Source organism: Streptomyces sp. NPDC053673 (assembly GCF_055585225.1).
On sequence record NZ_JBVJKN010000059.1, the window covers coordinates 18,193 to 29,754 of the forward strand.

Annotated in this window: 8 protein-coding genes and 2 pseudogenes; 3 read left to right on the forward strand and 7 right to left on the reverse strand. The window is 68.5% G+C overall.

Annotated features, from left to right (window positions below; genetic code table 11):
• Nucleotides 1-408 precede the first annotated feature (408 nt).
• From ACZ6ZQ_RS37475 to ACZ6ZQ_RS37485, 3 genes are all read right to left on the reverse strand, one after another.
• Complete coding sequence (locus ACZ6ZQ_RS37475) at nucleotides 409-3,294, reverse strand: helix-turn-helix transcriptional regulator (protein WP_469773011.1); 2,886 nt, start codon at nucleotides 3,292-3,294, stop codon at nucleotides 409-411.
• A 216-nt stretch (nucleotides 3,295-3,510) separates the two neighbouring features.
• Nucleotides 3,511-4,854, reverse strand: coding sequence for a cytochrome P450 (locus ACZ6ZQ_RS37480; protein WP_469773012.1), 1,344 nt, complete (start codon nucleotides 4,852-4,854; stop codon nucleotides 3,511-3,513).
• A gap of 23 nt (nucleotides 4,855-4,877) precedes the next feature.
• On the reverse strand, nucleotides 4,878-5,918 hold the full coding sequence (locus tag ACZ6ZQ_RS37485; protein WP_469773013.1) for a terpene synthase family protein: 1,041 nt from the start codon (nucleotides 5,916-5,918) through the stop codon (nucleotides 4,878-4,880).
• Nucleotides 5,919-6,545: 627 nt separating this feature from the next.
• Between ACZ6ZQ_RS37485 and ACZ6ZQ_RS37490 the strand changes: the two are divergent.
• Nucleotides 6,546-6,851: pseudogene (locus ACZ6ZQ_RS37490) on the forward strand (glycoside hydrolase); the annotation flags it as partial.
• 231 nt (nucleotides 6,852-7,082) lie between these two features.
• Here ACZ6ZQ_RS37490 and ACZ6ZQ_RS37495 read toward each other — a convergent pair.
• Nucleotides 7,083-7,625, reverse strand: a complete 543-nt coding sequence (locus tag ACZ6ZQ_RS37495) for a nitrobindin family protein (RefSeq protein ID WP_469773014.1) — start codon at nucleotides 7,623-7,625, stop codon at nucleotides 7,083-7,085.
• Between the two features lie 518 nt (nucleotides 7,626-8,143).
• Here ACZ6ZQ_RS37495 and ACZ6ZQ_RS37500 point away from each other — a divergent pair.
• Nucleotides 8,144-8,911 (forward strand): rhomboid-like protein, encoded by a 768-nt coding sequence (locus ACZ6ZQ_RS37500; protein WP_469773015.1) that lies wholly within the window; start codon nucleotides 8,144-8,146, stop codon nucleotides 8,909-8,911.
• Here ACZ6ZQ_RS37500 and ACZ6ZQ_RS37505 read toward each other — a convergent pair.
• The 3 genes from ACZ6ZQ_RS37505 to ACZ6ZQ_RS37515 all read right to left on the reverse strand — a co-directional run bounded on the left by ACZ6ZQ_RS37505 (nucleotide 8,864) and on the right by ACZ6ZQ_RS37515 (nucleotide 11,279).
• Entirely contained in the window at nucleotides 8,864-9,334 is a 471-nt protein-coding gene (locus tag ACZ6ZQ_RS37505; RefSeq protein ID WP_469773016.1) for a MarR family winged helix-turn-helix transcriptional regulator, read from the reverse strand. The genes ACZ6ZQ_RS37500 and ACZ6ZQ_RS37505 overlap by 48 nt on opposite strands.
• A 661-nt stretch (nucleotides 9,335-9,995) precedes the next feature.
• A complete protein-coding gene (locus ACZ6ZQ_RS37510; protein WP_469773017.1) occupies nucleotides 9,996-10,484 on the reverse strand; it encodes a hypothetical protein in 489 nt (162 codons plus the stop codon).
• A gap of 78 nt (nucleotides 10,485-10,562) precedes the next feature.
• On the reverse strand, nucleotides 10,563-11,279 hold the full coding sequence (locus ACZ6ZQ_RS37515; protein ID WP_469773020.1) for a TetR family transcriptional regulator: 717 nt from the start codon (nucleotides 11,277-11,279) through the stop codon (nucleotides 10,563-10,565).
• Nucleotides 11,280-11,478: 199 nt separating this feature from the next.
• Between ACZ6ZQ_RS37515 and ACZ6ZQ_RS37520 the strand changes: the two are divergent.
• Nucleotides 11,479-11,562, forward strand: a pseudogene (locus ACZ6ZQ_RS37520) (electron transfer flavoprotein subunit beta); the annotation flags it as partial.

Genomic DNA, 11,562 nt, shown 5'->3' on the forward strand with positions numbered 1-11,562 from the left:
CTCGCCGCCCTGGCCGACACCGACACCCTCCTGCTCGGCAGCCACTTCCCTCCGCCCACCGCAGGCTTCGTGCGCAGCCACCACACCACCTACCGCCTCCACCCCGTCCCCGGCCGGGCCGAGTAACCCCCTCCGTCCGACTACGACGTCACCGTCGGTCACGAGCCGTGCACACGGTGATGGACCGCTACGGCCTGCGAACCGAACCCTTGGACGACCAACGCCGGGCCGCCGAAGTACCGCCCGGGCAGCGGCATGGCTGACCCGCGCGGACCGATTCCCGCGCTGCGCCTGGTCTTGTACCGCGCACAGCAGCGCCCCGGGCCGTGGCGCGCGGCCCGGGGCGCTGCTGTCGATCTGCCGGCAGCTGCCCGGCCGGACCCGTGAGCCGTCCCGGGCTCCGCCGGATCACATGCCGAGGGAGCGGCGCAGGCCCACTCGATCGGTTCCCAGTTTGGTGAAGACCGCGGAGAGTAGTTTCGATACGGCACGCTCGCCGGTGCCGAGCTCGGTGGCGATCTCCGCGTTGTTCAGCCCGCGTGCGGCGTAGCGGGCTGCCGCGCTCTCCGCCTCGGAGAGGGTGTCCTGTTCGGCGACGCGGCGGCGACGCGGGCGCAGTCCGGCGGCGGCGAGCTCGGTACGGGCGCGGGTCGAGAGGGTCTGGGCGCCGCAGGCGGTCGCGGCTTCCATGCCGGAGTAGAGCTGGTGGGCGGCGCGCTCCAGGTTGCCGAGGGCGTGCAGAGCCGTGCCGTGGTCGACGAGCGCGTGGGCGAGTTCGTACGTGGCCGGGGACTGCTCGAGGTGCTCGACGGCTTCCTGGAGGAGGACGACCGCCTCGGCCGGGTCGGTGGTCGCCGCCTGGACGCGCAGTGCGTGACCGATGACGCTGGCGGTACCGAACGCGCGGGCGCGCGCAACGGCCTCATGCGCCGTGGCACGGGCCTTCTCGGGTTGATGCCTGGCCTGTGCCAGGGCGAGGTCGAGTTGCCAGGGGCTCCACGCGGGGTTGCGTGTGCCTCGGTTGTCGAGGCGTTGGCCGGCTTCGGCGAGCTGCCGCTCGGCCTCGTCACTCATGCCGCGGGCCAGGAGGAGCTTTCCCCAGACGGCTTGGGGATCAGGGTAGATGACCGCGTTGGGGAAGCCCTTGCCGAAGTCGTAGGTCTCGGCGACGTCCAGGGCCTCGGCGGTGTGTCCACGGGCGAGCTGGGTCTCGATGAGGGTGCCGACCGCCTGCCACTGCGCCGGGATTCCGCGCCCGACCCGGTCGGCGATCTCAAGTCCCTGGTGCACGAAGTCCGCTGCTTCGGTGAGCCGTCCGCGCCGGTAGCGGACGTAGCCGAGCAGGGTGTAGGCGAAGGACAGGTGCGCGCCGCGCCATCCTCGTGCTTCGAACTCGGTGATGGCATCGTTGAACAGTTCTTCGGCCCTGCCCGGCTGATCGCTGTACATGAGGGTGAGCGCAACGACGGCCGGCACCTCGAACCCGAAGTCCTGGTCGGTCCAGCTCAGGCCGCCGTCCAGAGCCCTTTCCGCGTACTGCAGTGCCCTGGCGGAGGGTTCGCCGCGCATCACGCAGTCCCAGCCCCGGAGCCCCAGGATGTGGCGTTCGGCCAGGCTGCGGCCGGTCAGGCGCTTGGCGAACTGGGCCAGCAGCCGGGAGCGAGCGGGTGAGTCCTGCTCGTCGACACGGACCGCGTTCCATTTGAACTGCTCGGCCTGCATACGGAGTTTGGTGCGGGCACGGGTGGTGAGGCGGGCCTCGTCCGCGAGGAGCTCGGTCGCCTGCACCAACTGGCCGGTGTGGGCCAGGGCTTGGGCGAGCCGGTAGATGACGGCTTCCCGTAGACCCGGATCGATCTCGGGCTCTTCCAGTGCGGCCCGCAGGTGGTTGACGGTGGTGGTGGGTTCGTGGAGGAGGCCGGCGGAGCCGAGTTCGAACAGCACCTGGGCCCGGTCCTCAGGGGTCGGCGGTTCACGCAGAGCGCGGGCCAGACAGCGGCGGGCGGCGTCGGGGGCTCCGGCGGAGAAGTTCGCGCGGGCGGCCTGACGCAGCTGCTGCACGACCCAGGGGTCGCCTTCCGGGTGCATCTCCAGCATGTGGCGGGCGGCGGCCGCGGCGCCGAGGCCGGCGTCGATCACGGCCATCGCTGCCATGCCGTGCATGGCGACGCGTACGCCCGGAGGGATGGACCGGTACACGGCGGTGGCGATCAGCGGGTGGAAGAACTCCACGACCTCGTCGCGTTTCACCGTGGTCAGGACCGTCAGTATGCGCGCGTTGTGCAGTTGGTCGATGGCCTGGTGGATCTGCGCGTCGCCGAGCGATGCGACACTCGCTGCGATCCTTGTGGAGGTACCGGTGCCCAGCACCGCGGCGGCCCAGGCAAGCCGGACGGTGGAGGGACCGAGCTGTTCGAGCCGTTCCACGAGCCCGCTGCCCTTGACGGCCGAGGCGAGATCACGGAGTTGGGGAATGTTGTCCTGCTGCGGCTTCAGGCCATGGTCGCGGCCCTTCGCGGTGAGCTCGACGATCTCGAACGGGTTTCCCGCGGTGATCGCCCAGCATTCCCGGCAGAACAGGTCGTCGGCACCGTCGCCGAGGGCGTCGCGCACCATGCGCGCCACCGCGCTCGATGTGAGGGGCTCCAGCTGGTGCGGGCGTGCCCCGTGGCGCGAGGCCAGGGTCTGCAACACGGCGGCGTCGGGAGGGAGCTCATCCGGCCTGCAGGCCACGACGATCAGCATCCCCAGGTCCTCGGCGCGTGCGGCGAAGGCGGTGAGCCACGCGAGGGATTCCGCGTCGGCCCAGTGCGCGTCGTCGAGGACCAGCACGACGGGCGTGGAGCGTACCGACAGTCGGGTGACGACCCAGTCGAGGCCGTCACGCACGCCCTGGGGGTCGGGTGCTGCGCCATCCTGCGGAGCGGTCAGACCGATCGCCGGTGCGACGATGCCGTACCAGTGCCCCAGGATCTCGCGGTGCTCGTCCTCGCCCATGGCGGCGAAGGTGGGCTGGATGAGCTGGCGCACCACATGGAACGGCACCTGCTTCTCCTGCTCGCCGCCGCGCGCGGACAGCACCGTGCAGCCGCGTTCGGCGGCATGCCGGCGGGCTTCGGCGAGCAGGGTGGTCTTGCCCAGTCCGGCTGGTGCTGCGAAGACGAGCACGCCGCCCCGCCGCGCACCCGAGCCATTGACCGAGGCTCCACACAATTCGTCCAACGCCTGCTGGATTGCGTCAACTTCGGATTCCCGTTCAAGGATGGGCTGACATGCCCGACCTTGCTGCTCCATGGCCTGTGTCACCTGTCGCCCCCTACAGCGTGTGCGCCGAGTGTACGGGCAGATGGGTGGGATGATGCTCCTTGCGACCATTTTCAGAGAGAACGGCCACTCATCCGTGGGCGGGCCTGTACCCTTCACTGACGCGGCCACAGACACGGTGCCGAGAGACCGGCCGAAGATCGCCTCGAAGGTATCGCCTCGAAGGTGCCGAAGGATCAATTTCCGTCAGTGTCGTGCGATGGGAATCATCGCCAGCGCATCCGGCTGCGGCATACCTCCAGGCACTTCGCGCACAGTGGTACCCGGAGCGTGGACCAACCGCCACCGGGACGCGACGGTCGCCGTGGCGATCACGATCTCCGCCGCCGCGAAGGAGTCCCCGATACATTTGTGCTGACCGGCCCCGAACGGAATGAATCGCTGAGGGCGTGGCCGATCCGCCGGGTCGGTGTTCCAGCGATCCGGATCGAACTTCCTGGGCTCGTGGAACAGCGCGGGGTCCCGGTGGAGCGCGTAGGGGCTGTAGCCCAGTTCGGCTCCGGCCGGGATCGAGATGCCACCGAGCTTCACCGGAACCAGAGCGCGCCTGGTGAACAGAAGTGGCGAATGCAGGCGAAGAGCCTCCTGGAAGACGCTGTTCGTATACCTGAGGCCGGCGAGGTCGGAGGCACGCACGGGCCGTGTGCCGACCACTTCGTCGACTTCGGCGTGCAGGCGCTTCTCCACCTCCGGATGACGGTCGAGTTCATGGAAGATCCAGGACAGCACCGTGGACGAGGTTTCCGTCGCGGCGAAGAAGATGGAGATCACTTCGTCCCGCACTTGCTCGTCGCTCATCGTCTCGCCCGTCTCGGCGTCCACGGTGGACAGCAGCAGAGTCAGAAAGTCGTCACGGCCCGACTCTTCGGTGTCGTAGCGCACGAGCACCTCGTCGATGATCCTGCGCAGCCGCGCGGCGGCCGCGTCGAACCGCCGGTTCCTCGTGATCGGCAGCCGGTCCAGTGCCTTCGGCATGATCGCTCGCCTGAGGATCCCCTCGAGGACGATCGGGAACGAGCGGTGCACTTCCTCGACGGCCGACCGTCCGAGGTCGCCAGAGAAGATCATTTCAGCGACCGAGGAGAGCGCGAACCGACGCATTTCCGTTGTCACCGAGATCTCTTGACCGGCGGTCCACGACGTGGACATCTGTTCCGCCTGACGGCACATCGTTTCCGCATAGGCGGTGATGTGATGCCGGTGGAACGCCGGTTGCAGCAGACGGCGCTGCTTGCGGTGGAACTCGCCGTCGGTCATCGGAAGACCGTTGCCCAACAACGGGCGCAACGTCTCGAAGACCCTGCCGCGCCCGAAGTTCTTCGCGTCGCCGACCAGTACGGTCTGTATCAGATCCGGGCTGGTGAGCACGTGGACGGGCCAGGTGGCCACATCGACCCTTACGACGTCGCCGTACGCCCGCAGCGAATCCAGGAACGCGATCGGCCTGCGCCACAACTGCAGCGCGTGGCCGAGGACGGGCAGGCTCCCCGGAGCGACCGCCGCCTCGCGTGACCGGTTCACCTGCGCCATGGGCCACCTCTCCGTCGTCACGCTCATATCGCTGGGACCAGATCCGGGCGGGTGTACCCGGATTCGAGCCCCGCGACCCACCGTTCATCGCTGTAGCGGGTGCACTCGTACCGCTGCCAGAGGTCCGCACCGATCATCCAGTCCTGATAGCTCTTCACGCACCGCGCGACTCCGACGACGGTCGACGGGTCCGTCACTCCGAGCGTGTCCAGCACGTGGGGCAGCATCTGTGCGGCGGTCAGGAAGTCCTCGACGCGGGAGTGGGCGCGCTCCTGGACGGCGAGCACGGCCTCCGGCAGTGACCACTCGTTCCACCAGGCAAGGAGGGAGACGAGGTTGTTGTTGTCCCCGCAGGAGTACTCCTTGCGCAGGGAGAAGACGTCATTGCCCCATGAGATGACGTCCAGGGCACTGCACATGAGGTCCTGGAACGCGGAGCTGTCGTATACCTCCGGGGGCACTTCGACGCCCAGGCCGGCCTCCACCATGTCCATCATCGGCAGCAGTTGGGAGCTGTGCCGGCGCATACGGACGTAGTCGTCGATGGCCGGCTGCTCTGCGGCCTTCCGGTTGACTGCCTCTTGGTCGAGGGAGCGCAGCATGAGGGGGATGTGCCCCCGATAGCGCTCCCGTATGCCCGGCGGCATCTCGGCCAGGATGCGGTCGCACAGGTCGACGAACCCGACCACCAGCGGGTTCCGGCGCACCTGCGGCGCGCTGTCGGTCTTCCCCGTGGCGAGGTACCCGGTGACCGCATCGGTGAGCGGACGCCACGCCTCCAGCTGGTCCGCCCTGATGAGGTGGTCGTGCTGGTCGTCGAGTACGAATGACCAGGCCATCCACTCGGCAAGCAGCGCGACGTGCTGGTAGGGCGCCTCGTGACACACCCGCCCGGCCAGATGGCCGAAACCGATGCCGGCGAACTGCTCCGCCTCGTCGGTGATCAGGCCATGGTGAAGCGCCCACGAGGTCGCCTCGGCGTTGGCCTGACTTGACTGCGGGTGTTTGGAGGGTTCGAAGGGGAGATGGAAGTCTGGAATGGTGAAGGAGTCGAGAAGGGCCATAAATCCCTCCATGGGGAATCCGGATTCGTCACTCCCCGCCGAAATTGATTCTCGCGGTTACAAGCAGGCCATCACACCTCAACTACGGTATGGCCACACATGTTTCTACGATCACTCCGCCCGCAAAATTGGTCGATTCACCCATCCGTGCGAGAACACCTGGCCGCCTCATGCGGCCAATTAACGCGCGGAACCGAGCAGACTGTCAACATAATCAGGCCATAGAACCCGGGATGCATTCGGCAATCGCCGGACGGTTATTCGAGGAGTCATATGCGAATGCCATAACTCTGATCTCAGGACGTCCGGCAAGTCGTCCACACGTACGCCGGCCGCACGGCAGCCACCGGAGAACCCCCAGGTCAGAGGTGGTCAATCGCCATTGCTTCAGCACCGGGCACAGATGGACGTGTCGTCACGGGGAGTCGAGAAGGGCAGCGGCGGACGGGAGCAAGCAGCCGCGCACGGAAACCTGCGAGGGCGCCCGTACTTGTACTCGCGCGGGCGCGCACCAGCCATGGGTGAGCCCGGAACGGACCAGCTCGGGCCTGGGCTGGGAGCACATGTACGTCTCCACTCAGCGGGAGCGGCCATATCACGCTGATACCGAGGGGCGGGAACTGGCGGCGGTACGGGATCCTCGACCAGGGCGACTGGCGCGGCACCGCCTGGAATCACCTCATGACGTCTCCGACCCGCACCGGGTCCATAGCGCCGGTGCCCGTCTGGCGCATGCTCACCACCGACCACGGCGACTCGGTGCAGTCTCTGCGGGTGCGGGCCGGCGGCGACTGGGATCCGGGGGCCTACAAGGCCGTCTGCCCCGACGGCCTGCGGTTGACCGGCCTCAGCCACACCGGCGGCCGTGGTCTGTGCACCGACACGGCCGGCGGCGACCTGCGCGCCGCCGGCAACGCCCAGACGGTCGTCACGAGCAGGCCGGGCCCCGCGGCCCTGTTGTGCGGCCGCTGCGCCCCTGAACTCCGGGCCTCACGAGTCACAGCCTGACGGACGCACTCGGGCAGGGCCGGACGGCCTGGGGCAGAGCCGAGACCGTGTGACGGGCCCCCCGCCCACCGGACGCCCACCGGCCGGCCGTTGGCCCCGGGATGCAGGAAGCTCCTGAGGGCCGACGGCTCGGCGGAACGGACCTACCGAGGAGTCCTAGGGCGTGCGTCGCAGTCGTGCCGAGAGATGGTGCTGCATCGGCTGATCGACCGCAGCAAGATCGTGGTCGAACGTGAGCGTACCGTCGTCTGTCAGCGCGTAGCGGCGGCGGGTGGCATTCACCTTCTTGGCGGTGGGGGCGAGGGCCACCTCGTGAGTGGACAGGTCGACCGTGTTCCCGGTCGCCTGCCCGACCATGATCTCCGCGATGCCGGTGGGCTGGGTGATCAGTGCTTCGACCCGGCCGTCGGGCTGAAGCCGCCACCAGCCGCTCTCCCGGGCCGAGGGACGCAGCGGGGCGTCATCCTCGTCGAGCAGCCAGGCCCGGGCCTCGTAGCGCAGAAAGGGACGGCCGTCATGACTGAAGGTCACCTCCTGCGCGTACGCGAATTCCCCGGTGATCGTCGGGTACCCGCCCTGGCCCCGGCCGTGCCACGTGCCCAACAGGCCGAGCACGGGCTCGAGCAGGGCGTGCGGTGCGGGCGCCTCGTCCGGCCGGAGGCTGTCGGGGTACGGGTTTTCCGGTGCGGGGTCGTACACGTTCTGCGCTCCTGGGATCGATGGCGGTGCCGGCTGGAAGCCTGGGGAGTGCATTCAAAGTAGCGTCGTCCGCCCGAAGGGCGGGCCCGGCAGGGCCAGATGCGTGCGATCGCCCCGTCTCTCCGCGAACGGGCATCTCCCGGGCGGCGTCCACGAGCGGACCCGCCTCCGCCGCTTCGACGGCGACCGTCGGACCGGCGACGGCGCGCGCGCCGATCCGGTCGGCGTCGGGAGCCGCGACGACGGGGGCCACAGCCACCGGGACTCCGGCCCGCAGGGCGGCCGCCAGAGCCGGGCAGTCCGGCGTCAGCGCGAACGCCCGTCCCTCGGCATACCACTTCGCGAAGTCGTCAAGCAGGTGTCGCACGCCGTTCCCACCTCCGCCGGTTACTGCCTGGGGAGCCACGAGTACATGGCCGGGGGCACGCCGCCGACGACAACTTCTGCCAAGAACCGAGCCCGGCGCCGGTACCCGGTGGATCTTGTGCCAGGAGCGATCTCTTTGCTTGGCTGCTCCCGTGACTGATCGTTTCACCCGAGCTCTGGGCACCTATGTCTTCCGCAATCCGGTGACCGCCGGATACGTCGCGTTGCTCTTGCTGACCCATCTCTGGCTCGCTGTGGTGCTGTCCACCGCTGACGCCCAGCGGGTTGCACTCGGCATCAGCACCAATCTGACCAATCTGCAGCACCATCCGGTTCGTGCGCTGGTGGGCAGCATGCTGTTCTTCGACGGCACGCTGACCTCCATCGCGTCACTCCACTTCGTCGGCACGCTGATCACCCTGGGCATCGGCGTCGGCCTGTGCCTGGCGTGGCTGGAACGGCGGTACGGAGCGATGCGCGCCTACGGTGTCTTCGTCCTGGGACATGTGCTGGCCACCCTGATCACCACACAGGTGATCAGGGTGGCCCTCGTCCACGACTGGTATCCGACCAGCGTCCGGCACGCCGTCGACTTCGGGATCAGTTACGGGGCCGAGGCGGCCCTGGCGGCGGGAGCGCTGCTGCTGAAGCGGGCACGGTTGCTCGCGGTCGCCGGGGTTGTCGCATGGCCGGTGCTCGGCGGCGACTGGAGCGGTGTCCTGCCCGACTTCACCACCGTCGGTCATCTCACGGCGGCGGCCATCGGCTTCGCCTGCGGTGCCTTCCTGCTGCGGACCACTCGGCGCGATACCCCGGTCCCGGCGGATCGACCCGACCCGGCATACACCGAACAGGACGACGACCTACCCTTGCTACTCGGTTCCGATGCGACCACCCAGGCGGTGGACCACACTCTCTGAGATTTCGACAAGGGCCTTCAACTGGTCACGGGACAGAGCGTCGACGAAAATGTGGCGGACATGTGCCGCATGCAGGGGCGCGACCGTTCGAATCGCTTCCAGCCCCTCAGGGGTCAGCACGGCCACAGCGCCGCGCGCGTCCGTGGGGCACTCCTCACGGCGTACGAGTCCGCGACCTTCCATCCGGCGGACCTGATGCGACAACCGACTCTTCTCCCATCGCGCCAGCGCGGCGAGCTCCTGCATCCGCAGCCGGTGGTCCTTCGCCTCCGACAGCGGGACCAGGACGCGGTAGTCGGCCATGGAGAGCCCGCCGCTTCGCCTCAGCTCCTGGTTGACCCGTTCCTCCACCAGCTGGCCCATGGCGACGAAGCCCTGCCACGCACGCCTTTCCAGGTCGTCGAGCCATCGAAGTTCAGTCACCGATCGAGACCAGCTCTCCGTTGATTGACAGATCAACTCAGCAACCGGGTCGGCAGCGCCCCGAACTGCACTCCTGTTGCAGCACAGTGAGCCCCTTGCGGTGACGCGCCGACGCAGGGCCCGCCTTGCAGCCCGGACGGCAGGGCACCCGACCGCGTGAACGAGGCAGGTCCGCCCATAGCGCCGACCTGCCCGGCCTGAGGGATCCGAACCGGATGGATCGGGAACCTGCGTGCCACCTCCCTGAGGCTGGAAGTTCGTACATCGACGGCGGCGACGTCGCTGTCCGGCTTGGCTTCCCGCCCGGTTCACACACCGTTGCGGACGTGGCGGGCGGGGATCGACGGACGGCTTCCCACGGCAGGCTCGGCCCGCAGGCCGGCCGGGGCTGCCGTCTCGAACCGGCCCCCGGGCCCTGCGTGGCCGGTGAGAACGAAGCCGCGCCGGCTCCTCGGCAGGTGCCGGTGCGCGCGGGAAGGGGCTCGAAGGCGACCGTCGCCCGCGAGCGGCCCGCAAGCCGGCTGCGCTGGAGCGGCCGGAAGCCATGGACCAGGACTCTCACGATCGCCGCGCCTCCGAGGTGCCTGGCGCTCCGCGGAGGACACGACGATCGCGCGCGACCCGGGGTATGAGCGCCGGGCCCTGAGGACATGCGGTCGGGTCAGCCGCGGATTCCGAAGGGCCCGAGGACGCCGTAGTCGATCCTCAACGACTCGTGCATCGCATGGGCGTTGTCGAAGGTGAAGACCTCCACGGCACCCAGCTTGCCCTCCCAGGCCGGCAGCATCTTGTCCGTGGCCGCCTGGGCGACCGCGTCCAGGTAGGACTTGAAGACCGCCCAGGGATTGCCGGGGTACTGCGCGAACATCGGCGTCGGGTCCACCGAGGCGGCCGCCTCCCGGGTGAACCTGTCCAGGTCACGCATGTACGCCCGCTGGATCTCGACGTCCTGGCGCGTGCCCAGTCGCGTGAGATGGCCCCCGATGAACGTCTCGAACGGGAACGAGAGCGCCTGGTCGTGAGCCTTGATCCAGCCCGGGATGTCCGAGGAGACGGCCAGGCTCTTGAACGGCACCCAGCCGGGGAAGACCACATCGGCCAGCATCAGCACCCGCTGCGCGGGCGCGTAGATGAAGATGGGTTGACACATCAACCACCGTTCGAGGCCGACAACCACAGGACACTCAGTGCCGCACCTGAACAGCACCGAGTACCCAGGACCAATCGGTCAGCTCTCCCGGAGGGCCGACTCGATGCTCTGCACCACGCGCCACATGTGGGCACCCTTCGGGGCGACCATCACGATCACCTCGCCATCGTCGGCGGTCTGCTCGGCAGCCGGTCGGGACGTCTTCTCCGATCCCCGCCCCGACACCCCCTCACCCTGACCGCTCACGGCACTCCCCCAGACACGTACGAGCGAAAGGGCGTGGTTCACCGCAGCTTCGGGGTCCTCGGCACCGCCCGACCGCAGCCAGGACCGCAAGCCGTTGTTGTGGGCCGCGACCACGGCGGCGGCGATCACCTCGGCCCACAGGGCGCCGTCGCGTCTGCCCGCAAACCGACCACGGAGGTAGCCGGCCAGCGTCCGCTCGTACCGGCGCACGACGGAAAGTTCATAGGTACGCAGTCCGGGCACTTCCCGGGTGAGACGGTAGCGCTGAACCGAGAACTCCGGATTGGCGGCGTACATGCGCAGGACAAGCCGGGCCGCGTCACACACGGCTGTCACCGGATCCGCCTCGTCAGACGCGTCCAGGTATGCCGTCACGTCTTCAAGACAGCGGTCGTGGTCCGGAAAGACCACGTCCTCCTTGGACGGGAAATAACGGAAAAAGGAGCGGCGGCCAACGCCCGCCCTGGCCACGATGTCGTCCACGGTGGTCTGCTCGAAGCCACGCTCGAGGAACAACTGGAATGCAGCCTCGCCCAGGACGTCCCGCATGGGCACTTTTACGGGGGCGGCAGCGTCCCCGGCCACGGTCTTCCGCCTCTGGCGCGCCTCGGTCATGCCCAGACCGTAACACCGGAGCACCAAAGATGGCACCCAGTACCTTTACTGAGGGTACTGAGTGCCATAGTGTCGGATGTACACCATGCGCGAGCGTGGAAACCGCCCAGTCATGTCATCAGGGAGAGCCGGCGTGAGCTTGAGGATCGTTGTCTGTGTGAAGTATGTGCCCGATGCCACTGGCGACCGGCACTTCGCCGATGACCTGACGGTCGAC